At 69.0% G+C, this 24958-nt stretch carries 24 protein-coding genes; 15 read left to right on the top strand and 9 right to left on the bottom strand.

The annotated features are described in order from the left end of the window. The 5 genes from ABZU75_RS17940 to trxA form a co-directional block, all read left to right on the top strand. Positions 1-1243 (top strand): serine/threonine protein kinase (locus ABZU75_RS17940; RefSeq protein ID WP_355555205.1); only part of this gene is annotated, 1243 nt, incomplete at its 5' end. 114 nt (positions 1244-1357) lie between these two features. Continuing rightward, positions 1358-2005 (top strand): RNA polymerase sigma factor SigM, encoded by a 648-nt coding sequence (sigM, locus tag ABZU75_RS17935; RefSeq protein WP_355555203.1) that lies wholly within the window; start codon positions 1358-1360, stop codon positions 2003-2005. After that, complete coding sequence (locus ABZU75_RS17930; protein WP_355555201.1) at positions 1995-2924, top strand: zf-HC2 domain-containing protein; 930 nt, start codon at positions 1995-1997, stop codon at positions 2922-2924. Before sigM ends, ABZU75_RS17930 begins: the two co-directional genes overlap by 11 nt. A 177-nt stretch (positions 2925-3101) precedes the next feature. Further along, the gene (trxB, locus tag ABZU75_RS17925; RefSeq protein WP_355555213.1) at positions 3102-4037 is read left to right on the top strand and encodes a thioredoxin-disulfide reductase; all 936 of its coding nucleotides are present in this window, start codon (positions 3102-3104) and stop codon (positions 4035-4037) included. Positions 4038-4100: 63 nt separating this feature from the next. Then, on the top strand, positions 4101-4424 hold the full coding sequence (gene trxA / locus ABZU75_RS17920; protein WP_350913707.1) for a thioredoxin: 324 nt from the start codon (positions 4101-4103) through the stop codon (positions 4422-4424). Between the two features lie 197 nt (positions 4425-4621). Here the strand turns inward: trxA and ABZU75_RS17915 are convergent, their stop codons facing one another. Continuing rightward, a complete protein-coding gene (locus tag ABZU75_RS17915; protein WP_326646217.1) occupies positions 4622-5242 on the bottom strand; it encodes a GNAT family N-acetyltransferase in 621 nt (206 codons plus the stop codon). A gap of 298 nt (positions 5243-5540) precedes the next feature. Here ABZU75_RS17915 and ABZU75_RS17910 point away from each other — a divergent pair, with 298 nt between their 5' ends. The 3 genes from ABZU75_RS17910 (at position 5541) to ABZU75_RS17900 (ending at position 9220) form a co-directional block, all read left to right on the top strand. Next, positions 5541-6773: a PLP-dependent aminotransferase family protein gene (locus ABZU75_RS17910; RefSeq protein WP_355555211.1), complete on the top strand. Its 1233-nt coding sequence runs from the start codon at positions 5541-5543 to the stop codon at positions 6771-6773. Between the two features lie 188 nt (positions 6774-6961). Next, positions 6962-7915 carry a D-alanine--D-alanine ligase gene (locus ABZU75_RS17905; protein WP_350913709.1) on the top strand — a complete coding sequence of 318 codons (954 nt, stop codon included), beginning with the start codon at positions 6962-6964 and terminating at the stop codon, positions 7913-7915. A gap of 246 nt (positions 7916-8161) precedes the next feature. Further along, positions 8162-9220: a beta-eliminating lyase-related protein gene (locus ABZU75_RS17900; protein WP_355555198.1), complete on the top strand. Its 1059-nt coding sequence runs from the start codon at positions 8162-8164 to the stop codon at positions 9218-9220. A gap of 456 nt (positions 9221-9676) precedes the next feature. On the opposite strand, the gene ABZU75_RS17895 is transcribed toward ABZU75_RS17900, so the two are convergent. The 8 genes from ABZU75_RS17895 to rpmH form a co-directional block, all read right to left on the bottom strand. After that, complete coding sequence (locus ABZU75_RS17895; protein ID WP_350913713.1) at positions 9677-10651, bottom strand: ParB/RepB/Spo0J family partition protein; 975 nt, start codon at positions 10649-10651, stop codon at positions 9677-9679. Between the two features lie 42 nt (positions 10652-10693). Beyond that, on the bottom strand, positions 10694-11617 hold the full coding sequence (locus ABZU75_RS17890; protein ID WP_350913716.1) for a ParA family protein: 924 nt from the start codon (positions 11615-11617) through the stop codon (positions 10694-10696). Between the two features lie 196 nt (positions 11618-11813). Next, positions 11814-12509: a 16S rRNA (guanine(527)-N(7))-methyltransferase RsmG gene (rsmG, locus tag ABZU75_RS17885; RefSeq protein ID WP_350913718.1), complete on the bottom strand. Its 696-nt coding sequence runs from the start codon at positions 12507-12509 to the stop codon at positions 11814-11816. 192 nt (positions 12510-12701) lie between these two features. After that, positions 12702-13205: a R3H domain-containing nucleic acid-binding protein gene (locus tag ABZU75_RS17880; RefSeq protein ID WP_355555194.1), complete on the bottom strand. Its 504-nt coding sequence runs from the start codon at positions 13203-13205 to the stop codon at positions 12702-12704. 35 nt (positions 13206-13240) lie between these two features. Further along, complete coding sequence (yidC, locus tag ABZU75_RS17875) at positions 13241-14191, bottom strand: membrane protein insertase YidC (RefSeq protein ID WP_355555192.1); 951 nt, start codon at positions 14189-14191, stop codon at positions 13241-13243. Between the two features lie 4 nt (positions 14192-14195). Beyond that, the gene (gene yidD, locus ABZU75_RS17870; protein WP_343970413.1) at positions 14196-14471 is read right to left on the bottom strand and encodes a membrane protein insertion efficiency factor YidD; all 276 of its coding nucleotides are present in this window, start codon (positions 14469-14471) and stop codon (positions 14196-14198) included. Beyond that, positions 14468-14890 (bottom strand): ribonuclease P protein component, encoded by a 423-nt coding sequence (rnpA, locus tag ABZU75_RS17865; RefSeq protein WP_350956037.1) that lies wholly within the window; start codon positions 14888-14890, stop codon positions 14468-14470. The genes yidD and rnpA overlap by 4 nt, the downstream gene beginning before the upstream one ends. Before the next feature lie 61 nt (positions 14891-14951). Continuing rightward, positions 14952-15089 carry a 50S ribosomal protein L34 gene (gene rpmH, locus ABZU75_RS17860; protein ID WP_010849920.1) on the bottom strand — a complete coding sequence of 46 codons (138 nt, stop codon included), beginning with the start codon at positions 15087-15089 and terminating at the stop codon, positions 14952-14954. A gap of 533 nt (positions 15090-15622) precedes the next feature. Here rpmH and dnaA point away from each other — a divergent pair. From dnaA to gyrB, 7 genes are all read left to right on the top strand, one after another. Continuing rightward, positions 15623-17353, top strand: a complete 1731-nt coding sequence (gene dnaA, locus ABZU75_RS17855; RefSeq protein ID WP_355555188.1) for a chromosomal replication initiator protein DnaA — start codon at positions 15623-15625, stop codon at positions 17351-17353. Positions 17354-17924: 571 nt separating this feature from the next. After that, positions 17925-19064, top strand: coding sequence for a DNA polymerase III subunit beta (gene dnaN / locus ABZU75_RS17850; protein WP_355555186.1), 1140 nt, complete (start codon positions 17925-17927; stop codon positions 19062-19064). After that, entirely contained in the window at positions 19064-19819 is a 756-nt protein-coding gene (locus tag ABZU75_RS17845; protein ID WP_355555184.1) for a 3-keto-5-aminohexanoate cleavage protein, read from the top strand. The genes dnaN and ABZU75_RS17845 overlap by 1 nt, the downstream gene beginning before the upstream one ends. Before the next feature lie 32 nt (positions 19820-19851). Further along, a complete protein-coding gene (gnd, locus tag ABZU75_RS17840) occupies positions 19852-20796 on the top strand; it encodes a phosphogluconate dehydrogenase (NAD(+)-dependent, decarboxylating) (protein ID WP_350913738.1) in 945 nt (314 codons plus the stop codon). Between the two features lie 185 nt (positions 20797-20981). Beyond that, positions 20982-22157, top strand: coding sequence for a DNA replication/repair protein RecF (gene recF, locus ABZU75_RS17835; protein WP_355555182.1), 1176 nt, complete (start codon positions 20982-20984; stop codon positions 22155-22157). Then, a complete protein-coding gene (locus tag ABZU75_RS17830) occupies positions 22147-22701 on the top strand; it encodes a DciA family protein (RefSeq protein ID WP_355555180.1) in 555 nt (184 codons plus the stop codon). The genes recF and ABZU75_RS17830 overlap by 11 nt, the downstream gene beginning before the upstream one ends. Positions 22702-23000: 299 nt before the next feature. After that, positions 23001-24947, top strand: a complete 1947-nt coding sequence (gyrB, locus tag ABZU75_RS17825; protein WP_355555178.1) for a DNA topoisomerase (ATP-hydrolyzing) subunit B — start codon at positions 23001-23003, stop codon at positions 24945-24947. Positions 24948-24958: the final 11 nt, after the last annotated feature.

Raw genomic sequence — 24958 nt, 5'->3', positions numbered from 1 at the left:
GGTTGGGGTTTACCCATGCGGCCAATTGCGCGGGGGCGCCCCCCCCCCCCCGGGGGGGCCCGCCGCGATGGTCGCCGAGGCCGCCGAGGCGCTGGCTCACGCGCACGAGGCGAACCTCTCCCACCTCTGCCTGACCCCCGAGCACCTGGTCTGGACGGCGGGCAGCACCGTCAAGCTGCTCGGCCTGGGTGTCGACGCCGTCCTGAACGACGTGACGAGCGACGACGGTGCCCGCGAGGACGCCGAGGGCCTCGGCCGCCTGCTGTACGCCGGGCTGACCGGCCACTGGCCGGGTGAGGAGCACGACAGCGGCGGCCTGCCCGTCGCGCCCATGGACGACGGGCACTTCTGCACGCCGCGCCAGGTCACCGCGGGTGTTCCCGGCTACCTCGACACCATCGTCTGCCGGGCGATGCTGCCGGAGACCAGGCGCGGGGCCGACCCGCTGACCACACCCGCCGAACTCGCCGAGGCGCTGGCCTCGGTGTCGCGGCCCAGCCCGCTGCCGATGCCGACGCCGATGCCGATGACGGTGCTTCCGGTGGCCTCCTCCCGCTCCGAGGGCATCGACACCGCGGCGCCCCAGCAGCACACGCCCCCACCCCAGCACCAGCCCCGTCCGATGCCCCGCCAGGCGGGTGGCGGGATGCTCAACAAGGTCGCCATGACCGTCGTCGTGCTGCTGGTGATGGCGGCCGTCGGCCTGGGCGCCTGGACGCTCGGCCGCAGCATCGGCAACGCCGGCACCCCGGTCACCGGCGAGCAGAGCGCCACTCCCACGCCGACCGTGGCCGTCGCCACCCGCGAGGTGAAGCCCTCCTCGGTCATCGGCTTCGACCCGCTGGGCGACCAGGAGGAGGGCAGCAGGTGGGCCTCGGCCGCGGTCGACGGCAAGGATTCCACCGACTGGCACTCCGAGACGTACGACTCCGCCGACTTCGGGCGGCTCAAGAACGGTGTCGGCCTGCTGCTGGACATGGGCGAGAGCATTCCGATCAAGCAGGTCTCGATCGACTTCGGCGGCACCTCGGGCGGCGCCGCGGAGCTCAGGATCGGTGACTCGGCCGCCCTCGACGCCCTGACCTCGGTCGAGAAGTTCAGCGGGCTCTCCGGCAAGAAGACGTACACCGCGGAGAGCCCGGGGAAGGGCCGCTACGTGCTCGTCTGGTTCACCAAGCTGCCCACCTACCAGGGGAAGTTCCGCGGCCAGGTGCAGGAGATAAAGGTCCTCACGACCAAGTGACATCAGCGCGATTTGATCTGTTTTACGTGGCTTCTTGCAGATCATCGGAGAATCCGTGGCACCATCTATCCCGTAGTGGTGTTCTCCCCGGACCGGTATAGCAGGACTCTCCTTGTGAATTCCCCACCCGAGACCCCGCCAGCGGCGGACCAGCAGACGGCGAAGGCCCCCGTGTCCGACGCCGACCTGCTCACCCGGCACATCGCCGGGGATCCGCACGCCTTCAGTGAGATAGTCAAGCGACATCGAGACCGCATGTGGGCGGTCGCCCTGCGCACGCTGGGCGACCCCGACGAGGCGGCCGACGCCGTTCAGGACGCCTTCGTCTCGGCCTACCGCAAGGCCGGGAGTTTCCGCGGCGAGGCGGCGGTGACCACGTGGCTCCACCGCATCGTGGTCAATGCCTGCCTCGACCGCATGCGCAGGAAATCGGTACGTCCGGTGGCCGACGACGAGCTCGTCGAGGCCGCGGAGCGTGACACCCCGATGCTCGACCAGACGGCCGAGCGCGAGGTCTCCATGGAGGTCTCCGCGGCTCTGAAGCTGTTGCCCTCCGACCAGCGCGCCGCGCTGGTGCTCGTGGACATGATGGGCTACTCGATCGAGGACGCGGCCCAGGTGCTTGAGGTGCCGAGCGGCACGGTGAAGAGCCGGTGCGCGCGCGGCCGGGCGAAACTCGCCCCGATTCTTTCCCATTTGCGGAACCGATCAGACCTGTCTCGCGTCTCATCCGCGAAGGGAGCACAACTTCGTGACGGGTGATACGCACTACGACCTGGAGATCTTGGCCGAACTGGCCGAGGGACTCCTCGACGCCGCCACGGCCGTGCAGGTACGCGAACATCTCGCGATCTGCGATCCCTGTGGCGAAAGTCTCGCCGACCTCGCAGCGGTCCGCGAGATGCTCGCGGCGACGCCCACACCGGCGATGCCGATGGGAGTCGCGCTGAGAATCGACCGTGCGCTGGCCGCCGAGGCCGAGAGCTTCCGTGGAGGTGGAGTGGGGCTGGTGGAAGCACCGGCCTGGGACGACATAATGCGTGACGCGCCGTGGGAGACGGGATCTCCCGCCGAACCGGCGCCGTGGGAGAGAGCACCTCTTCCCGAGCAGGAGCCTGAGCCGGCCGTGCGGCTGGGGGTCGTCGGCGACGACGGCACCGTGATCCCGGCGAACCCGGTGAACCCCGCGGGCCCGGCCAGACGTCATGGCGCGCCCCGGCGGGCGACCCGGCGGCGCCGGTGGGCGATGCCCGCCGCGGCGGTGGGCGCGGCGGCGGCGGTGATCGGCGCGACCGTGCTGGCGACCGGGACGCTCACCGCGTCCGGCCCGGCCCCAAGTCCTCTCGCCGTCCAGCCCGCGCCGAGTGACACGGTCCAGTACGCGCTGACCGACAGCAACTGGAACTACACCGACGCCGAGCTCCGCGGCTCGCTGCTCAACTACATCGGCCCCGCGACCATCGCCAGCACGACTGACAAGTCCGGGATCGACAAGTGTGTCCAGCAGGTCTCGGCGGAGATCGGTAAGTCACCCTTCGCCGTGGACCAGGGGTTCTACAACGGGCAGGAGGCCAACATCCTGCTCTTCTGGCAGAACCAGGCCAAGAACACCGTGCGTGTCCACGTCGTGGGCCCGCAGTGCGACAACGTGCGCAAGCCCGGCCTCGCACGCTGGAAGTGATCGGGGAGAGCGGCCGCGGGTAGCGCCCTCGCCCTTTCCGGGAAGGCCCGGCACGGATTCGTCCGTGCCGGGCCTTCCCGTTCTTCCACCTGCGGATCGTCGGTGCACCGGGCGGGAATCAGCTGCGCCTAGGATCTGTTGACGCCGGTGGCATCGACAGAGGGAGAGGCACGAGCACTGATGGACGTCCGGAATGTGATCATCATCGGATCGGGTCCCGCCGGTTACACATCCGCTGTGTACTCCGCGCGTGCCGACCTCAACCCACTGGTCTTCGAGGGATCCGTCACCGCCGGTGGCGCCCTGATGAACACCACCGAGGTTGAGAACTTCCCGGGCTTTCCCGACGGCATCATGGGCCCCGACCTGATGGACGGGCTGCGCAAGCAGGCCGAGCGGTTCGGTGCCGAGCTGGTCGCCGACGACGTCGTGGAGGTCGACCTGGCCGCCAGCCCCAAGGTCGTCAAGACCGCCACCGACACCTTCTACGCCAGGTCCGTCATCCTGGCCACCGGTTCCGGCTACCGCGAGCTGGGCGTGCCCAACGAGAAGCGCCTGTCCGGCCACGGCGTGTCCTGGTGCGCCACCTGTGACGGCTTCTTCTTCCGCGGCCAGGACATCGTGGTCGTGGGCGGCGGCGACACCGCCATGGAGGAGGCCACCTTCCTCACCCGGTTCGCCTCCTCGGTGACCGTCGTGCACCGCCGCGACGAGCTGCGCGCCAGCAAGATCATGCAGGACCGCGCGTTCGCGAACGAGAAGATCCGCTTCGTCTGGGACAGCGAGGTCGTCGACGTGCTGGGCGAGAACAAGGTGAGCGGGGTGCGCCTGCGCAACCTCAAGACCGGCGAGGAGTCCGAGCTGGCGGCCACCGGCCTGTTCATCGCGATCGGGCACGACCCCCGCACCGAGCTCGTCAAGGGCCAGGTGGAGCTCGACGACGAGGGCTACATCAAGGTCGACGCCCCCTCGACCCGCACCAACCTCGACGGCGTCTTCGCCGCCGGCGACGTCGTCGACCACACCTACCGGCAGGCGATCACCGCCGCGGGCACCGGCTGCGCCGCCTCGCTCGACTCCGAGCGCTGGCTGGCCGAGCACGCCGGCGAGTGACGCCGGCCCGCGAGACGGACATCAGGTATCAGCCACCCATCAGGACAGAGGGAGAGTAGGACATTGGGGACCATCAAGCACGTGACCGACGCCAGCTTCGAGGCCGACGTCCTCAAGAGCGACAAGCCTGTGATCGTCGACTTCTGGGCCGAGTGGTGCGGCCCGTGCCGGCAGGTGGCGCCGATCCTGGAGGAGATCGCCGGCGAGCAGGCCGAGAAGCTCACCATCGTCAAGCTGAATGTCGATGAGAATCCGGCAACGGCCACAAATTACGGCGTACTCCAGATTCCCACCCTGAACGTCTATAAGAACGGAGAGGTTGTGAAGCAGATCATCGGTGCCAAGCCGAAGGCCATGCTGCTTCGCGAGCTCGAGGGCATCATCTAGGCCCCCTGCGGCCGGCCGCCCCCCACGGCGCCCGCCGTATCACCCGCTTCCGAGCGGCACACCCACCCACAGAAAGCCCCCCGCCTCACCGCGGGGGGCTTTCACATGCGCCGGGCGTACCGGGTCTCGGCTCCCAGATCGTGGGCAAGAAGGGACGCACGGACTCCAAGGTGGCGCCGTACGGGCTCCAGGGGATCTCAGACGGGCCGCAGGGCCCTCTCCGGACTCATGCTCCCAAGGAGCCTCTCCAGTGCCACCTCGACGTCCTCACGCCACGAGACGGCGTTCTTGAGCTCCAGGCGGAGGCGGGGGAAGCGCAGGTGCGGACGGACCGTCTTGAAACCCACGGAGAGCAGGTAGTCGGCGGGCATCAGGCACGCGCCCGGCTGCTCCCACTTCAGGTCGCCGAACGCCTCGATCGCCCGCACCCCGCGCCGGGTCAGGTCCTTGGCCACGCCCTGGACCAGCATCCGGCCCAGGCCGCCCCCGGAGAACTCGGGGATGATGTGCGCGGTCATCAGCAGCACCGCGTCCGCGCTGACCGGCGAGGTCGGGAAGGCCACCGAGCGCGGCACGTAGTGCGGCGGCGCGTAGAGCACGAAACCGGCCGCCACCCCGTCCACGTAGACGATCTTGCCGCAGCTTCCCCACTCCAGCAGCGTGGAGGAGATCCAGGCCTCCTTCTCCAGCCCCGGATCACCGGCCTTCACCGCCCGATCCGCGTTGACGGGATCGAGCTCCCAGAAGACGCACCGGCGGCAGCGGCGCGGCAGGTCGTCGAGATTGTCGAGGGTGACGTTTGCCAGCCGACGCGACACCTGTTGGCCCCAATCCTGGCGAGACGAGTGCAAGCCATGGCGAAAAACGCGCGAAAACGGCGTCTCCAGCTGGCATCGTAGCTCAGTGCGGGTCTTGGTTTCAGGAGGTCCCATCCCCACACGCAGATGACTACGACCTCTGACGTAACCTGGTTTCTCTAATATGAGCGCTTTATGCGCCACACAATTTAGGAGGTGGACCGTGCCCCAGGATAAAGATCACGGTCAGGCCATCGCTCCGACCCAGGGATCGCGTATCGACGCCTACGTCGACCGGTACGCGGCACGAGCAACCGGGATGGTCGCCTCCGAGATTCGAGCTCTTTTCTCCGTCGCGTCGAGGCCCGAGGTGGTCTCGCTCGCCGGCGGAATGCCGTACGTCACCGCCCTGCCCCTGGACGTGGTGGGGGAGCTGGTCGCCGACCTGGTCGCCAGGCGCGGTACCGTCGCGCTCCAGTACGGCTCCGGTCAGGGCGACCCGCACCTGCGCGAGCAGATCTGCGACGTCATGCGGCCGGAGGGCATCGAGGCCAACGCCGACGACGTCGTCGTGACCGTCGGCTCCCAGCAGGCCCTCGACCTGATCACCCGGATCTTCATCGACCCGGGTGACGTCGTGCTCGCCGAGGGGCCCTCCTACGTCGGAGCCCTGGGCACGTTCTCCGCCTACCAGGCCAATGTCATCCACGTCGCGATGGACAGCGAGGGAATCGTCCCCGAGTCGCTGGCCCAGACCATCTACGCGCTGAAGAGCGCGGGCAATCGGATCAAGTTCCTCTACACGATCCCCACGTTCCAGAACCCCGCCGGGGTGACGCTCAACGCCGTGCGCAGGCAGCAGGTCCTGGAGATCTGCCAGCGGGCCGACGTGCTGATCGTCGAAGACAACCCGTACGGCATGCTCGGCTTCGACGGCGAGCCCATGCGGACGCTCCGCGCCGACAACGCCGAAGGCGTGGTCTATCTCGGCTCGTTCTCCAAGACCCTGGCCCCCGGCTTCCGGGTCGGCTGGGCGCTCGCCCCGCACGCCATCCGCGAGAAGCTGGTGCTGGCGATGGAGTCCGCGGTCCTTTCGCACTCCTCCTTCACCCAGCTGGCCGTCGGCCAGTATCTCGCCACCCAGCCCTGGCGCGAGCAGATCAAGTCGTTCAGAGAGCTCTACCGCGAGCGCCGCGACACCATGCTCGCCTCGCTGGAGGCCCTGATGCCCGCCGGCGTCACCTGGACCCGCCCCGCGGGCGGGTTCTTCGTCTGGGCCACCCTCCCCGAGGGGCTCGACTCCAAGGCCCTGCTGCCCCGCGCGGTCGCCGAACGGGTGGCCTTCGTACCGGGCACCGGTTTCTTCGCCGACGGCAGCGGCGCGCGGAACATGCGGCTCTCCTACTGCTATCCGGAGCCCGACCGCATCCGCGAGGGCGTCCGCCGCCTGGCCGGGGTGATCGAGCAGGAGCTCCGTGTCCGCGACACGTTCGGAACCGGCTCGTCTCCGGACCGCGTCGGGGTCGACACCCCGGGCCCCGATCTCGCGTAACCATGCCGCACGGTAGGTGTCCCGTGACGACGGGACACCTACCGGCATGATCTCCTCCCACCCGGTACCGTACGGTGACTTCCTGTGCCGGTGCGCGGCGATAGATCCGGTCCGCCGGGAAGGCCGGGCCATGCGCGACGAGAGCGACAGAACAGGCTCGGAGCGGGCCTTGACGAGAGGTATGTCGGATGAGTGACCTGGGCCATGTGCTCGTCCTGGCGGGCGGACTCTCCTACGAGCGGGAGGTCTCACTGCGTTCGGGGCGACGGGTGAGTGAGGTGCTGCGAGGGGCCGGCATCTCCGTGGAGACCCGCGACACCGACGCGTCGCTGGTTCCCTCCGTGCTCGCGGACCCGCCGGACGCGGTCTTCGTCACCCTGCACGGCGGGGCGGGCGAGGACGGCGCCATCCGCACGGTGCTCGAACTCCTCTCCGTCCCGTACGTCGGTGCCGGCCCCGACGCCTGCCGGGTCGCCTACGACAAGCCCACCGCCAAGACCGTCGTCCGCTCCTTCGGTCTGCGCACCCCCGAATCGGTGACGCTGCCCAAGGAGACCTTTCATGACCTCGGCGCCTCCGCGGTGCTGGCCCGCATCGTGGAGCGCCTCGGCCTGCCCCTGTTCGTCAAGCCGTCCCGCGGTGGCTCCGCGCTCGGTGCGTCGATAGTCCGCAGCGCGGAGGAACTTCCCGCCGCCATGGTCGGCTGCTTCGCCTACGGCGACACCGCGCTGATCGAACGCTGCGTCGACGGCGTCGAGGTCGCCGTCTCCGTGGTCGACCTCGGGAACGGGCCGGTGGCCCTGCCTCCCGTGGAGATCGTCCCCGACGAGGGCGTGTACGACTACGCGGCCCGCTACACCGCCGGGCACACCGAGTTCTTCGCCCCTGCCCGCCTCTCGCCCGAGGTCTCCGCGGCCTGCGCCGAGATGGCCGTGACCGCGCACACCGCCCTCGGCCTCCGGGACATCTCCCGCACCGACCTGATCGTCGACGCGGACGGCCTGCCGCACTTCCTCGAAGTCAACGTCGCCCCCGGCATGACCGAGACGTCCCTCCTCCCCATGGCCGTGGAGGCCGCCGGCGACGACCTCGGCACCCTCTGCCGGATCCTCCTCGAACAGGCCGCCGCCCGCGGCGCCTGACCTCCGCTCGCTCCCCTGGGAATGGCCGAAGCGCGCGACAGGGGCCGGGCGGGGAGCCTGGAGCGCGGCCCTGGCGGGGACGCCGCCGGTCCGATCATCAGCCGATCGCGGGCCGGTAAGGGCCCGACGCGGGTGAGCGCGGCGGTTCGGTGGAGGGCCGCCGAGAGCCCCGGGGCCGGCGGGAAGCCGGCCGGAGCGGACCAGGGGGCGTACCCGGTGAGCGGACCGTCCCCCTACGCTGGCCGTGTGCTGACCTCCACCCCATTTCCCAAGAGCTTCGCCAGTGACAACCACGCGGGCGTGCACCCCGCGGTGCTCACCGCCGTCCTCGAAGCGAACACCGGAGACGCCCCCGCTTACGGCGAGGACGTCTGGACCGCCGCGATGGAAGACGCCTTCGGCGCCGAGTTCGGCCCCCAGGCGACCGTCTACCCGATGTTCAACGGCACCGGAGCCAACGTCGTGGGACTGGGACTCGCGCTGCGGCCGTACGACGCGGTGCTCTGCCCGGTCACCGCCCACATCAACACCAACGAGTGTGGCGCGGCCGAACGCGTGCTCGGTGTCAAGCTGGTCACCATCCCCACCGATGACGGCAAAATCTCCGTGGACGACATCCGGGGCCGGCTGTCCGTGCTGGGGGATGCGCACCACTCCCAGCCCAGGGTCATCTCCATCTCCCAGGTGACCGAGTGTGGCACCTGCTACACCGCCGACGAGGTCGCCGAGCTCGCGGAGTTCGCGCACGCGCACGGCCTCTTCCTGCACATGGACGGCGCCCGGCTGGCCAACGCGGCGGCCGAACTCGGCTGCTCGCTCCGCTCCCTCACCACGGACGCGGGCGTGGACCTGCTCAGCTTCGGCGGCACCAAGAACGGCGCCATGGGCGCCGAGGCGCTCGTGGTCCTCCGCCCCGAACTGGACGCCCCGACGCCGTTCCTACGCAAGCAGGGAATGCAGCTCGCTTCCAAGATGCGCTTCGTCTCCGCCCAGCTGACCGCGCTCCTCACCGATGACCTCTGGCGCGAGAACGCCGCCCACGCGAACGCCATGGCCCACCGCCTGGCCGAGGGCGTCGCCGACCTCCCCGGCGTCTCCCTGCGTTACCCGGTGCAGTCCAACGCGGTCTTTCCCGCCCTCCCGGAGAAGGTCATCGCGGAGTTGCAGCAGCGCTATCTCTTCCATGTCTGGGACGCGGCCGAGAACGTGGTCCGCTGGGTGACCTCCTTTGACACCACCCCCGAACATATCGACGCCTTCGTCGCCGACATCCGGCTCGCCGTCCAGGAGGCGGCCGGCTCCTGAGTGACGGCTGTTTCACGTGAAACAGCCGTCCGCGCGAGCCTGCCATCCCCGAATGCGAACCTCGGCGTTCCGGTACGGCACCCCTGCCCGCTCGATGTTTCACGTGAAACGGCGCCGTCTCCGTCGCGGCGACAGGGAGCCGCACCGGCCAACCTCGGCGCGCCGGCGTCAGGGGCGGAACACTTGGCAGCCGTACGGCCCTGAGGCCTCGCGTGCGCGTGCGGCAAGGCGCATTGAACCAGAGGGCTTCACTCGACCGTCGCGGCGGCGTACGACGGCCAAGGAGGGGTGTCGGACGAAGGCGGCGCCGGGAACATGAGAACGGCCTCCCTGTTTCACGTGAAACAGGGAGGCCGTTCGAGCGGAGAACCCTCCGGGAGAGGGGAGCAGGGTCCGGGATTCACCGGCTCACAACGGGGGCGCCATTGACCCCGCGTTCACGAGCCCTGCCGGAAATCATCCTTCCTGCACCTGCAGCGATCCCGGGGCCATCGTGCTGATGATGCGCTCCAGGTCGTCGATGGTCGCGAACTCCACCACGATGCGACCCTTACGGCGGCCGAAGTCGACCTTCACCCGGGTCTCGAAGCGGTCGGAGAGACGATCTGCCAGCTGCCGGAGGACGGGCTCCTCGGTGGGCTTCGCCCGAGGGGTTCGCGGGGCCGGTGCCGGAGCCGCCTTGGCGTCGCCCACGGCGACGATCTCCTCGACCGCGCGGACCGACAGCAGCTCGGCAACGATCCTGCGGGCGAGATGCTCCTGGGCGGCGGGGTCGTCCAAGCGGAGCAGGGCCCGCGCGTGACCCGCGCTGATCGTGCCGGCCGCGACGCTGAGCTGCACGCCGGGCGGCAACTTCAGCAGGCGGAGCGTGTTGGTCACGTGGGAGCGGGAGCGGCCGATGCGGGTGGCGAGCTGCTCGTGGGTCGCGCCGAAGTCGTCGAGCAGTTGCTGATAGGCCGCCGCCTCCTCCAGAGCGTTGAGCTGCTCGCGCTGGAGGTTCTCGATGAGCGCGTCAAGCAGGAGCTTGTCCTCCTGAGTGCTCCGCACGATCGCGGGGATCTCGGAGAGGCCGGCGAGCTTGGAAGCGCGCCAGCGGCGCTCGCCCATGACCAGCTCGTAGCGCCCCTCGCCTGTCGCGCGCACCACGACCGGCTGGAGCAGGCCGACCTCGCCGATCGAGGTGGCCAGCTCCTTCAGGGCCTCCTCGTCGAAGACGTCGCGGGGCTGGCGCGGGTTGGGCGCGATGTCGTCGACGGGGATCTCAAGGAAGTAGGCGCCCGCGACCGGCTTGGGGCCGGGCTGCTCCGGCACCGCCGGCTCCGGGGCGACCATCGTCACGGTCATCGACACGGGTGTCTCGGCGACGACGGCCGGGCCCGTCGGGATGAGGGCCCCCAGTCCCCTGCCCAGCCCTCTCGGCTGCTTACTCACTGCCCCTCCCGAGGCTCAAGATGCCGCCCTCATTCGCGGTACTCATACGGCCACACCGCGATAAGCGATCTCACGAGCGGCGTCCATATAGGCCATCGCGCCGCTGGAGCCCGGGTCGTACGTCATGACCGACTGACCGTAGCTCGGGGCCTCGGAGACGCGCACGCTCCGGGGGATCAACGTGCTCAACACCGTCGCGCCGAAGTGGGAGCGGACCTCGTCGGCCACCTGGGAGGCCAGGCGGGTGCGTCCGTCGTACATCGTCATGAGAATGGTGGAGAGGTCAAGCGTGGGGTTCAGATGGGCACGGACCAGATCCACGTTTCTCAACAGCTGCCCAAGACCCTCCAGCGCGTAGTACTCGCACTGGATGGGAATCAGCAACTCGTTTGCGGCCATCAACGCGTTGACGGTGAGCAGGCCGAGCGAGGGAGGGCAGTCAATGAGGATGTAGTCGAACTCAACGGCGTCGTACGCGGTCAGCGCGCGCTGCAGGCGAGCCTCACGGGCGACCATGGAGACCAACTCGATCTCGGCACCGGCCAGGTCGATCGTGGCGGGAGCACAGTAGAGCCCCGGCATGTCCGGGACCTCCTTCACCACCTCCGCGAGCGGCATGTCCTCCACGAGCACCTTGTACATGTCCGGTACGTCGCCGCGGTGCTCGACGGCCAGGGCCGTCGAGGCGTTGCCCTGGGGGTCGAGGTCGACCACGAGCACCCGCTGGCCATGCATGGACAGCGCTGCCGCCAGGTTGACCGACGTGGTGGTCTTACCGACGCCGCCCTTCTGGTTGGCGACGGTGAAGATCCGGGTTTTGGGAGGGCGGGGCCAATCTCCATCTCGGACCCCGGTGGAACCTCCGGGAGCGGCGGTCTTCCGGGTCGATGTTTCACGTGAAACCACTGAGCTGAGTGCCTCTCGTACCAGCGGCGAGTCGCCGGGATTAAGGGGGGTCTGGGTCACGGTCGTCGTCCTTTCAACCGGCCTGACTACGGCACCGGGAGCCGGTGCCGGCCAACCCAGACCGGAAAGGCGTCCATGTGGCAAAGCGGCCGGATCCTCGGGCCAGCCGAGACCGCTCGTCGCGCTGGCAATCGCACCTGTACGGTCGTCCACTGGCCTCGTACTCGCTTTGCTCGGTTTGTCTACTGGCCTCGCGCTACCTGCCTCGCGAGGCGCGATCCTTCCGGCGAGCGGTCTTCCGCGCTCCTTCTGGAGCTCGACCGGCGACCACCCGGATGAGAGTTGTGGGCGGCTCGACCTTACCGTGCCCGACCGATGTGAGCTCAGCGGTTTGAACCCCACTCGACCGCAATTGCCGTTCGGCGTCCGCCAATTCCTCCGCGGCACGCTCGCCCTTCATGGCCAGCAGTTCGCCCCCCTCGCGCAGCAGGGGAAGCGCCCACTTCAGCAGGCGGTCGAGCGGTGCCACCGCACGGGCGGAGGCGACGTCGAACTCCCGCCTGCCCGCGAACTCCTCCGCCCGGCCGCGCAACACCTCGACGTTGCCGAGCTTCAGCGACTCCACGCACTCCTCCAGGAAGACCGTCCGGCGAAGGAGCGGCTCCAGGAGGGTGACGGTGATGTCCGGCCGTACGATCGCCAGGACCAGGCCCGGCAGTCCGGCACCGGAACCGATGTCGACCAGGCGCGCGCCTGCGGGCACCGCCTCGGCGACCACCGCGCAGTTGAGCAGGTGGCGGTCCCAGATGCGCGGTACCTCCCGCGGACCGAGCAGCCCGCGCACCACCCCGGGGCCGGCCAGCAGTTCCGCGAACGCCTCCGCCCTGGCCCAGGCGTCACCGGCGAACACCTCGCGCGCGACCTCGGGCGGCTCAGGGATCTGGTCACTCACTCGACGCTCACTCTTCCCTCGGAAATGTCGGGGTCAGGCCGGTCTTAAGGCTAACGGCCCGCCTCGACGGCACCGCACGGCGCGGGCCCCGAACTCGTATGCCACCGCCGACATCGTACGGAACAGGCCGCGAAAAAGGCCGCCGCCCCTGGAAGAACCAGGGGCGGCGGCCTCTGCCCGTCCGCGCCGTCGCTAGACGGGGAGGACCACCACGAAACGGCGGGGCTCCTCGCCCTCGGACTCGCTCCGCAGGCCCGCCGCCGCGACGGCGTCATGCACGATCTTCCGCTCGAACGGGGTCATCGGCTGCAGCGACTTGGGCTCGCCATCCCGCTTGACGTCCGCAGCGATCTTGGTGCCGAGCTCGCTCAGCTCGCTCCGGCGGCGGTCGCGGTAGCCGCCGATGTCGAGCATCAGACGCGACCGCTCACCCGTCTGGCGGTGGACCGCGAGACGCGTCAATTCCTGGATGGCCTCCAGCACCTCGCCGTTGGGGCCGACCAGATCACCGCCCTTGATATCGACCACCGACACCACGGCGCGATCACCTTCGACATCCATGTCGATGTCACCGTCGATGTCGGCGATGTCGAGCAGACCCTCGACGTAATCCGCCGCGATCTCGCCTTCCTGCTCCAGGGCGGCGAGATCGGGAGCCGCCTTCGCGGGCTCCCTCTCGGCCTCGGCCTCGGTCACGTCCGGCCACTCCTTCGTGCTGTCGGGATGAGACGTCAGGACTTCTTGCTACCGGTCCGCTTGCTGCGGGGCTGGCGGGTGGGCTGCTGGCGAACCACCTTGGGCTCCGGCGCGGGCGGCGCCTCAGGCTCGGGGACGGTCTTCTTGACCTTGCTCAGCAGGCTCGGCTTGGGCTCGGGGGTCGTGACGTTGCCCTTCGCGTCGACCACCGGGGAGGGGTTGCGGCTGTAGAACCAGTGCTGCTGGCCGAGGGTCCAGAGGTTCGTGGTGACCCAGTAGAGGATCAGGCCCAGGGGGAAGTTCAGCGAGAAGATGGCGAACAGCGGCGAGACGTACATCAGGATCTTCTGCTGCTGCGCCATCGGGTTGTCCGGCATCTGGGCCATCGAGCGGGTCACGCTCTGCCGGACGGTAAGGAAGGTGGTCAGCGAGCTGATCGCCACGAAGACGGCGAGAACGACCTTGGTGACGATGGGGTCGGCATTCAGCGCGATGATGTCGTTCGCACTGGTGAAGAAGGTCGCCGGGATCGGCGCGCCGAAGATGTGGGCCGCCCTGGCGCTGTCCATCAGCTGCTGGGTCATGCCGAACTTGGGAACCGGGCTGTTGGCCATGGCCTGGAGCACGGTGAACATCGAGATGAAGATCGGGAACTGCGCCAGAATCGGCAGGCAGCCACCCAGCGGGTTGGCGCCCTGCCCCTGGTACAGCGCCATGACCTCCTGGTTCATCCGCTGCTTGTCGTTCTTGTAGCGTTTGCGGATCTCCTGGACCTTTGGCGCCAGTTCCTGCATCTTCTTCGAGGAGCGCATCTGCTTGAGGAAGAGCGGGAAGATCAACAGCCGCATCAGCACGGTGAGCGTGATGATGGTCAGCGCCCAGTTGAGCCCGCTGTTCCTCGGGATGAAGGTGCTGTAGCCCTCGTGAATCCAGGTGATCACTTGGGCGACGGCCGTGTAAAGCCAGTTCAGCCAGGACAGCTCCACCGAGCTAGCTCCCTTGCGTTTCGTCGGACCGGCCCGGGGGAACCGGGTCAAAGCCTCCGGGATGGAATGGGTGGCAACGCCCGATTCTCCGGATCGTCAACCATGTGCCGCGTAGCGCGCCGTGAACAGCTACGGCTTCGAGGCCATAGGCACTGCACGAGGGGTGGAAACGGCAACGGGGACCCAGCAAAGGGCTCACGAAGGCCCGGTAGAACCGGATCGGAGCCATCAGGATCCTGGCAGCCGGAGAAATCCCGGCGATCTGCTGCGCCGTCATCATCGCCCATCCATGCGAGCCCCCGGGGGCTCTAGCCGCCTGAGTAAACGATCCAGCGCGACGTCGAGTTCGGCGGCAATGCGCTCGCTTCGCGCGGACGCGGCCGGTGGATTGGCGCGTACAACAAGCAGGCTACCTCGCGGAAGCCGGTCGAGACGGTCTCGCATGAGGTGTCGCAACTGACGTTTGACCCGATTTCTGATGACCGCGCCTCCCACGGCGCGACTCACCACGAATCCGACCAGGGGGGGATCGTCAGTGTCAGGGCGCATGCCAAAGTGCGCGACCAGGGTGGGGCGGCCTGCTCGGCTTCCCCTTCTGATCGCGCCGGCGAAATCGTCGCCCCGGCGCATGCGGGACCCGGACGGCAACACGAGAGATCTTCGTGACCCTGGGCAGGTACGCCTGTCGCCCGTCGGCATCGCTGCCGACGGGCGACGGGCTCTGCTGCCTTGGCCCGGCGGACCGGGCGCAACGGATGCGTCAGGCGGAGAGCTCGGCGCGGCCCTTGCGACGGCGAGCGGCAAGAATGGCGCGGCCGGCGCGGGTGCGCATGCGGAGCCGGAAGCCGTGGGTCTTCGCACGACGGCGGTTGTTCGGCTGGAAAGTACGCTTGCTCACGAGTGGGCTCCAGGCTCAAGACGCATCCCCAGCACATGGGGACGCTCGACAGTGGCTGGCCTGCCGGATGCGGGGCATGCGAAATAGCCGCCGCGTGGCAAGCCGACCGTCGTACGTTACGGGGCAGGCGCGTCCCAGGTCAAACCGGAGAACATCCTGGAGCACGCGAATACAGGTTATCCACCTTTCCACAGGCACGTTTTCCACCGGCGCCCCGCCGTCCACAGGATGTGCACTCTGTCCCCCCCGTACTGCCACTAGGCTGTGGACAACGTCTTGTACACAGCTGTGGACAGGGCTACCCTCGGCCCTTCCAAACCCTCTCTCCACTGCGAGGACGCGTCGGACCGCGGGTAACAGACTGTGCACAGCCTGTGGATTCGGTGTGGATATCGAACGGTGCCCACGAAGGTGCCACGAGACGCCCGGCGTGTGGACAACGGCGAGATCCGGTGCTTCCGGCGGCCATCGATGTGGATAAACAGATCGCGGTAGGCCAGCGGGGGCCGCGTCGGGAGGAGGGGAGCCGAGCCATGGACGGAACGGACCTCAGCGCGGTCTGGGCGAGGGCGCTGGAGAACTCCCTGAACGAGAACGTCCCGTCTCAGCAGCGGGTCTGGCTCAACATGACCCGGCCCTTCGGCCTCATGAACGACACGGTGGTGCTCGCCGCACCCACGGATTTCGCCAGAGATGTTCTGGAGAACAAGCTTCGTCCGCTTATCAGTCACGCGCTCTCCCAGGAGTTCGGCCGCCCGATGCGGGTGGCGGTCATGGTCGACCCCAGCGCGGCGGGCCCCGAGCCTGGACTCCCCTCCCGCCAGGACCCTTATCCCCAGGCGCAACCGCAGGGTTATGCACAGGCCGGCGGGGCCCAGCAGGGTTATGCACAACCGGCCAATCCCCAGCACCACGGGGGTTCGGTGCCCCATCCCCCCTATCAGGGGGGTAACCCAGCCGCCCAGCCGTCCACCGAATATCCACAGGCCCAGCCGTTCTCCTACCCGTACCAGCAGGGCGAGGAATCCTCCCAGCCGTACCGCCCCTCGGAGCCGTCCCAGGCTCCCTCGCCGGGGGAACCGAGCCCCGGATACAACCGCGGCGGCTACACCGCGCCCTCGCCGCGTCCCGAGCCCGACTCCTTCGACCGCGGCGCGCCCGCGGTGCCCGGTGCGGGCGGCGTACCGAACAGGTGGGACAGCCGCGGGAGCCGGACGCAGGGCGAGCCCGCCCGGCTGAACCCGAAATACACCTTCGAGACCTTCGTCATCGGCTCCAGCAACCGTTTCGCCCACGCGGCCGCGGTCGCGGTGGCCGAGGCGCCCGCCAAGGCGTACAACCCGCTGTTCATCTACGGCGACTCGGGTCTGGGCAAGACCCACCTGCTGCACGCGATCGGCCACTACGCCCAGAGCCTGTACGACGGCGCGCGGGTGCGGTACGTGAGCTCCGAGGAGTTCACCAACGACTTCATCAACTCCATCCGCGACCACAAGGCCGACAACTTCCGGGGCCGCTACCGGGCCGTGGACATCCTGCTGGTGGACGACATCCAGTTCCTGGAGGGCAAGGAGCAGACGCAGGAGGAGTTCTTCCACACCTTCAACACCCTGCACAACTCCAACAAACAGATCGTCATCTCCAGCGACCGGGCGCCGAAACAGCTGGTCACGCTGGAGGACCGGCTCCGCAACCGGTTCGAGTGGGGCCTGATCACCGACGTCCAGCCGCCCGAGCTGGAGACACGCATCGCGATTCTGCGCAAGAAGGCGATCCAGGAGGGCCTGGCCGCGCCGCCCGAGGTGCTGGAGTACATCGCCAGCCGCATCTCCACCAACATCCGCGAGCTGGAGGGTGCCCTGATAAGGGTGACCGCGTTCGCCAGCCTCAACCGGCAGTCGGTCGATCTGCAGCTCACCGAGGTCGTGCTCAAGGACCTGATCACCGAGGACGCCGGGTCCGAGATAACGGTCGCCACGATCATGGCCTCCACCGCCGCCTACTTCGGCCTGTCGATCGACGACCTGTGCGGCGGGTCGCGTTCACGCGTCCTGGTCACCGCCCGCCAGATCGCCATGTACCTGTGCCGGGAGTTGACCGACATGTCGCTCCCGAAGATCGGTCAGCAGTTCGGCGGCCGCGACCACACCACGGTCATGCACGCCGACCGGAAGATCCGCTCCCTGATGGCCGAGCGCCGCTCGATCTACAACCAGGTCAACGAACTCACCACCAGGATCAAGCAGCAGTCCCGTAATGGCTGAGGTTTTTCACCCCGTGATGCACAGGCTGTGGAAAACCTTGTGGATCAACGATTCGCGAGGGCGGGGAAGGCTCCGGGGCGTCCACCCATGATCATCAGCAAACGAGCCGGTCCGAACCCTGTTCTGGGACTGTGGACAACTCTGGGGAGAAGTTGGGGACAACCTGTGGGTAACCCGTGGACAACCTGGGGACGCCCTGTGAACAGAGTTTTCCACAAGGACAAACCGACCTCATACCCGGTGGATAACCTGGGGAAACCTCGTGGATAACCGGTGGACAGAGCGCGCCGAATCTGGGGACGGCCTGTGGGTACTCCGCGGTTCTCCCCAGCCCCAAGAGTTGTCCACAGCGGGCGCCCACAGCCCCGGTGGATGAAAAAACCGCACTTGACCTGCGGAAACAATGGCTTTCCACAGTATCCACACCCCCTAATACGATGGCCACTTGTATCTCTACTAGGAAACCCAAGAGCCATAAGAGGGGTTCCGGGAGAGCTCAGGCTCCAGACAGTGAACACTTGAACCCCAGGCACCGAGCGGACGGCGCTCGATACACAGGAGGCAGATCCACGTGATGTTCCGGGTCGACCGAGACGTGCTCGCTGAGGCGGTCGCATGGACGGCGCGCAGCCTGCCGGCGCGTCCCTCCGTGCCGGTGCTGGCCGGCATGCGTCTTGAGGTCACTGAGGACGGGCAACTCAAGCTCTCGGGCTTCGACTACGAGGTCTCCGCCGAGGTGACCCTCGAACTGCAGACGGGAGAGGCGGGCGTGGTGCTCGTCTCGGGCAGGCTGCTCGCCGAGATCACCAGGGCGCTCCCCGCGCAGCCTGTGGACTTCGTCGTGGAGGGCGCCAAGGCGGTCGTCACCTGTGGCAGCGCCCGGTTCACCCTCCTGACCATGCCTGTGGAGGACTATCCCTCGCTGCCGACCATGCCACCGGCCGCCGGCCGGGTGGGCAGCGACGTGTTCGCCTCCGCCGTCGGCCAGGTCGCCGTGGCCGCGGGCAAGGACGACACCCTGCCGATGCTCACCGGCGTGCGCGTGGAGATCGAGGGGGACACCGTCACCCTCGCGGCGACCGACCGTTACCGCCTCGCCGTGCGGGAGCTGAAGTGGCAGCCGGACCAGCCCGACTTCTCGGCGATCGCGATGATCCCGGGCAGGACCCTCGCGGACACGGCCAAGGCCCTGGGGGGCACCGGCGCCGAGGTCGAGATCGCGATGAGCTCCGCGGGGGGCACCGGTGAGGGCATGATCGGCTTCTCCAGCGCGGGGCGCCGCACCACCACCAGGCTGCTCGACCCCGAGTTCCCCAAGTACCGCTCGCTGCTGCCCACCGAGTTCTCCGCCTGCGCGCAGCTGCCGACGGCGGCCTTCGTCGAGGCCGTCAAGCGCGTGGCCCTGGTCGCCGAGCGCAACACGCCGGTACGGCTCGCCTTCCGCGGCGACGAGGTCGTCCTGGAGGCGGGCAGCGGCGACGAGGCGCAGGCCGTCGAGGTGCTCCCCGTCGAGTTCGAGGGCGAGGACATCAACATCGCCTTCAACCACCAGTTCCTGCTGGAGGGCCTTGGCGCGATCGACTCCGACGTGGCCCGCCTGCAGATGACCACGTCCACCAAGCCGGCCATCCTCACCGGTGGCAAGCCTGTGGACGACGGAGAGGTTCCCGACTACCGCTACCTGATCATGCCCATCCGGCTCTCCAGCTGATGGCGGGGGCGTCCCGCTCGGGCGCGCTGTGGCTCAAGGCGTGCCTGAACGGTGCCAGGAGGCCCGGCGACCACCCGGCCCTCCCCCTGGCCCCTCTGGAGCTCGCTGAGGCGGCCTGTGAGGCCCGTGAGGCGGGTGCGGACGCTGTTCACATGCATCCGCGCGACGAGGGCGGCAGCGAGTCGCTCAGCGCCGTCCACATCGGGGCGGCGGTGCGCGCGGTACGCGAGGCGTGCCCCGGGCTCCCCGTGGGGGTGAGCACGGGGTTGTGGATAACCGGCGGGGATGTGGACGCACGGCGCGCGGCCGTCCGAGGCTGGGCCGCGCTCGCCCCCGGCGACCTGCCGGACTTCGCGTCCGTGAATCTCTCGGAACCCGGCTTCCGGGACCTGTGGCATGATCTGCGGCGGCTCGGAGTGGACGTGGAGGCCGGGGTCTGGTCCACAGACGACGCCGACGCGCTCGCCGCGAGCGGACTGGAGTGCGCCCGGGTGCTCGTCGAGATCCTCGGTGGCCCCGCGGACACGGCCGTCCGCCGGGCGCGCGCGATCCTGGACCGCCTCGCCGAGCTCGGTGTACCGGGACCTCGGCTGCTCCACGGGGAGGAGGAGCCGACCTGGATTCTCCTGGACTTCGCGGGGCAGTCGGGGCTGGCCACGCGCATCGGCCTGGAGGACGTCCTCCACGGTCCCACGGGTGAACCGGTAGGCGGGAACCCCGAGCTGGTAAGGCTTGCGCGGGCACGTCTGACGTAGGTGAACGATGGAACCCTGAAGGGGGTACTCGTATGCAGATCGGCATGGTCGGGCTGGGCAAGATGGGCGGCAGGATGGCTGAGCGCCTGCGCCGCGGCGGCCACGAGGTCGTCGGTTACGACCGCGATCCCGCGGTCAGCGACGTCTCCGGCCTGGAGGAGCTCGCGGAGCGGCTCCAGACGCCGCGAACGGTGTGGGTCATGGTGCCCTCAGGGGAACCGACCCGGGCGACGATCGAGGCGCTCGGCGAGGTACTGGCCCCCGGCGATCTCCTCATCGACGGAGGCAACTCGCACTACGTCGACGACCAGAGGCACGGCGCCGCGCTCGCCGCGAAGGGCATCGGGTTCGTCGACTGCGGCGTGAGCGGTGGAGTCTGGGGGCTGGAGAACGGCTACGCGCTCATGGTCGGCGGCGACAGGGCCGACGTCGAGCGGGCGATGCCGATCTTCGAGACCCTCAAGCCCGAGGGCGAGGACGGCTTCGTCCACGCGGGCAGGATCGGTGCCGGTCACTTCGCCAAGATGGTCCACAACGGCATCGAGTACGGCATGATGCAGGCCTTCGCCGAGGGCTGGGAACTGCTGGAGGCCGCCGACATCGTGACCGACGTGCCCGGCGCCTTCAAGAGCTGGCGGCAGGGCACCGTCATCCGCTCCTGGCTGCTCGACCTGATGGTCCGCGCACTTGAGGAGGACCCCGCTCTGGAGCAGCTCGAGGGCTACGCGCAGGACTCCGGCGAGGGCCGCTGGACGGTTCAGGCGGCCGTCGACCTCGCGGTCCCGCTGCCGGTCATCACCGCCGCCCTGTACGCCAGGTTCGCCTCCCGCCAGGACGACTCGCCGGCGATGAAGGTCGTCGCGGCCCTGCGCAACCAGTTCGGCGGCCACGCGGTCACCTCCAGGGCGGGCTCGGCGGCCAAGGGCGCCGACTCCCCCGGCGCCGACGTCACCCCCCCGGTCGAGGCGGCCGGCTAGCGCGGCGTTCCCCGTCCAAGGCGCGGACCCACCACCGCTCCCGGCTCGGCAGGGCCGCTCCGGCAGCCGCGGCCGCACGTTCGCGACCTCCGTCGTAGGGCTCGCGCCATACCTTTTCCACGGGGCGCGAGCCGTGCGGGCGCCGGAGGCCACGGTGATGGGCGGGGCCGACTAATCTTCCTGGGGTGCATGTCGCCCATCTCTCCCTGACCGACTTCCGGTCCTACGAAACCGTCGATCTCGGCATGGAGCCGGGGGTCACGGCCTTCGTCGGGCCCAACGGCATGGGAAAGACCAACCTGGTCGAGGCGCTGGGTTACGTGGCGACGCAGGCCAGCCACCGGGTCGCCGGCGACGGGCCGCTGGTCCGGCAGGGCGCGGCGCGGGCGATCGTACGCTCGGTGGTGGTCCGCGACGACCGGCGCGCGCTGATCGAGCTGGAGATCAACCCGGGCAGGGCCAACAGGGCCAGGCTGAACCGCTCGCCCGTCTCCCGCACGCGCGATGTCGTCGGCCTGCTGCGCACCGTCCTGTTCGCTCCTGAGGACCTCTCCATGGTCAAGGGCGACCCCTCCGAGCGGCGCCGGTTCCTCGACGATCTCCTGGTGGCCAGGGCGCCCAGGTTCGCGGGGGTGCGCGCCGACTACGACAGGGTGCTCAAGCAGCGCGGTGCCCTGCTGCGTACGGCCGCGCAGGCCCGGCGGGGGCGCGGCCGGAGCACCCGGCGGGCCGAGAGCGACGCGGCGTTCGCCGAGGCCGGGGCGGGGGACCCGCTGAGCACCCTTGAGGTCTGGGACGCCCACCTGGCCACGCACGGTGCCGAGCTGCTCGCGGCCAGGCTGGAACTGGTCGAGACGCTGCGCCCCCTGGTCGCCGCCTCGTACGCCTCTCTCGCGCCCGACTCCGCCCCCGCGAGGCTGGAGTACCGCGGCACCCTGCCCGCGGACGCCGGCACCGACCGCGCCGAGCTGGCGGAGCGGCTGCGGGCCGGCCTGCTGGAGGTTCGCGCCGCCGAGCTCGAACGTGGCGTCACCCTGGTCGGCCCGCACCGCGACGACCTGTTCCTCGGGCTGGGGGAGCTGCCCGCGCGCGGCTACGCCAGCCACGGTGAGTCGTGGTCGTACGCGCTGGCGCTCAGGCTGGCCGCCTACGACCTGCTCAGGGCCGACGGCGGCGACCCGGTCCTGATCCTGGACGACGTCTTCGCCGAGCTGGACAACAGGCGCCGGCGCCGCCTGGCCGAGATGGTCGCCCCCGCCGAGCAGGTGCTGATCACCGCCGCGGTCCCCGACGACGTGCCGAAGGAGCTGGCCGGAGGCCGGTTCGACGTGACAGAGGGAGGCGTGGTCCGTGCCCGATGACGCAGAGCCTGGATCGAGCGGTGGCGGGGCGGACGCCGCGGCTCCCGGGTCGGCGAGAAGCGCGGCCGCCAAGGGGGCGGCGATGGCCAGGGAGAAGCTGGCCCAGGCCAAGTCGGACGCCGCCAGGCGAGGGCAGCTCCCCCGCAGGGAGCCGCGCCGCAGGGCGTCCGGGCCGCGCAGGGACGCGGGTGATCCCCAGCTCTTCGGCAGGGCCATCGCCGACCTGCTCGCCGACCGGGGCTGGCAGCAGCCCGCCGCGATCGGCGGGGTCTTCGGCCGCTGGCACGAGATCGTCGGCCCGGACATGGCGGCCCACACCAGGCCGGAGACCTTCGCGGAGGGCGAGGTCGTGGTCGTCGCGGACTCCACCGCCTGGGCCACCCAGGTGCGTCTGCTGGCAAGGACCCTGGTGAGAAGGTTGAATGAGGAGCTAGGGGACGGAACGGTGCAAAGGGTCAAGGTCCGTGGACCGCAGAACGGCCCCCGCTCCAGCGGCGGTCTGCGCGTCACCGGAAGCCGCGGCCCGGGCGACACATACGGCTGACTCGGCGCTCAGAAACGGATCAGCAGCCTTTCTGGCGCGACGAACCCCGCCCCCGTAGGGGGATGTTCAAGACGATGATCGTCACGCGACAGGCCATTCCAGGGGCCGTCAATGCCACATGATGTGCTCTGAGCCGCTAGAATGAAATCGAATTCCGGACACGTCCGTTTGCGTGTCACCCCCGGCGTGTGTGCCGGCTCCCCTGGGTGGACGCATCGGGGCATTCACGACGGTGACGGGCACGGCGGGGCTACACGTTTGTCTCCCTGCCGCGTGTCCGCGGCAGGAGGATTTCGCACTTGTCCTACGACGCTAGCTCAATCACTGTTCTCGAAGGACTTGAGGCGGTCCGTAAGCGTCCCGGTATGTACATCGGCTCCACCGGTGAGCGCGGTCTCCATCATCTCGTCTACGAGGTCGTCGACAACTCCGTCGACGAGGCCCTGGCCGGGCACGCAGACCGGATCGAGGTCACCCTGCTCGCCGACAACGGCGTGCGGGTCGTCGACAACGGCCGAGGCATCCCGGTCGGCAACGTTCCCGGCGAGAACCGTCCCGCGGTCGAGGTCGTGCTGACCGTGCTGCACGCGGGCGGCAAGTTCGACGACAAGTCGTACGCGGTCTCCGGAGGACTGCACGGCGTGGGCGTCTCCGTCGTCAACGCGCTGTCCAGCAGGCTTGAGGTGGAGATCCGCACCGACGGCCACCACTGGCGGCAGACCTACGTCGACACCCGGCCCACCACCTCCCTGATCAAGGGCGAGGAGACCGGCGAGACCGGCACCTCGATCACCTTCTGGGCCGACGGGACCATCTTCGAGACCACGACCTGGCACTTCGAGACTCTCGCGCGCCGCTTCCAGGAGATGGCCTTCCTCAACAAGGGCCTGACGATCTCCATCAGGGACGAACGCCCCGACTTCACCGACGGCGAAGGCGCCAAAGAGGTCACCTACCACTACGAGGGCGGCCTGTCCGACTTCGTCGAGCACCTCAACTCCAAGAAGGACCCCGCCCACGTCTCGGTGATCGACTTCGAGGAGCACGGCGACGGCATCGCGGTCGAGATCGCGATGCAGTGGAACAACTCGTACAGCGAGTCGGTCTACACCTTCGCCAACACGATCAACACCGCCGAGGGTGGCACCCACGAGGAGGGCTTCCGTGCCGCGCTGACGTCCATCGTCAACCGCTACGCGCGCGAGCAGAAGTTCCTCAAGGAGGGCAAGGACGACAACCTCGCCGGTGAGGACATCCGTGAGGGCCTCACCGCGATCATCTCGGTGAAGCTGGCCGACCCGCAGTTCGAGGGCCAGACCAAGACCAAGCTGGGCAACACCGAGGCCAAGTCGTTCGTCCAGAAGGCTTGCAACGACCACCTGCGCGACTGGTTCGAGCGCAACCCCGGCGAGGCCAAGGACATCATCACCAAGTCCCTGCAGGCCTCCCGGGCCCGCCTCGCGGCTCGTCAGGCCCGTGACCTGACCCGGCGCAAGTCGCTGCTGGAGTCGGGTTCCGGTCTGCCGGGCAAGCTGGCCGACTGCCAGTGGAGCGATCCGGAGAAGTGCGAGCTGTACATCGTCGAGGGTGACTCGGCGGGTGGCTCGGCCAAGGGCGGGCGCGACTCCAAGTTCCAGGCGATCCTCCCGATCCGCGGCAAGATCCTCAACGTGGAGAAGGCCCGGATCGACAAGGTCCTGCAGAACCAGGAGGTCCAGGCGCTGATCACGGCCATGGGCACCGGTGTGCACGACGAGTTCGACATCACCAAGCTCCGCTACCACAAGCTCATCCTGATGGCGGACGCCGACGTCGACGGCCAGCACATCACGACCCTGCTGCTGACCCTGCTGTTCCGTTTCATGCGGCCGCTGATCGAGGCGGGGCACGTCTACCTCTCCCAGCCGCCGCTCTACAAGATCAAATGGGACAGGAAGGGCGACGACGCCTCCTACGCCTACTCCGACCGGGAGCGCGACGCGGTCATCCAGGCCGGCATCGACGCGGGCAAGCCCGATCCCCGGCCCCGTGACAACGTGCAGCGCTTCAAGGGTCTGGGCGAGATGAACGCCGCCCAGCTCTGGGACACGACCATGAACCCCGACACCCGCCTGCTCCTGCAGGTCACCCTCGACGACGCAGCCCAGGCCGACGAGCTGTTCAGCGTGCTGATGGGTGAGGACGTCGAGGCGCGCCGCTCCTTCATCATCAGGAACGCCAGGGACGTCCGTTTCCTCGACGTGTAGCGGTAGCCGTA

This window comes from Streptosporangium sp. NPDC005286 (assembly GCF_040607515.1).
GTDB lineage: Bacteria > Actinomycetota > Actinomycetes > Streptosporangiales > Streptosporangiaceae > Streptosporangium.
This window is presented reverse-complemented; position numbering and strand designations above follow the sequence as displayed.

Excerpts from the sequence above, each read along its gene's own strand:
- gnd (WP_350913738.1), top strand. The coding sequence starts at position 19,852 with ATGCAGATCGGCATGGTCGGGCTGGGCAAGATGGGCGGCAGGATGGCT.
- ABZU75_RS17910 (WP_355555211.1), top strand. The coding sequence starts at position 5,541 with ATGGTCGCCTCCGAGATTCGAGCTCTTTTCTCCGTCGCGTCGAGGCCC.
- ABZU75_RS17905 (WP_350913709.1), top strand. The coding sequence starts at position 6,962 with ATGAGTGACCTGGGCCATGTGCTCGTCCTGGCGGGCGGACTCTCCTAC.
- rnpA (WP_350956037.1), bottom strand. The coding sequence starts at position 14,890 with ATGCCGACGGGCGACAGGCGTACCTGCCCAGGGTCACGAAGATCTCTC.
- ABZU75_RS17845 (WP_355555184.1), top strand. The coding sequence starts at position 19,064 with ATGGCGGGGGCGTCCCGCTCGGGCGCGCTGTGGCTCAAGGCGTGCCTG.
- dnaA (WP_355555188.1), top strand. The coding sequence starts at position 15,623 with ATGGACGGAACGGACCTCAGCGCGGTCTGGGCGAGGGCGCTGGAGAAC.
- yidD (WP_343970413.1), bottom strand. The coding sequence starts at position 14,471 with ATGATGACGGCGCAGCAGATCGCCGGGATTTCTCCGGCTGCCAGGATC.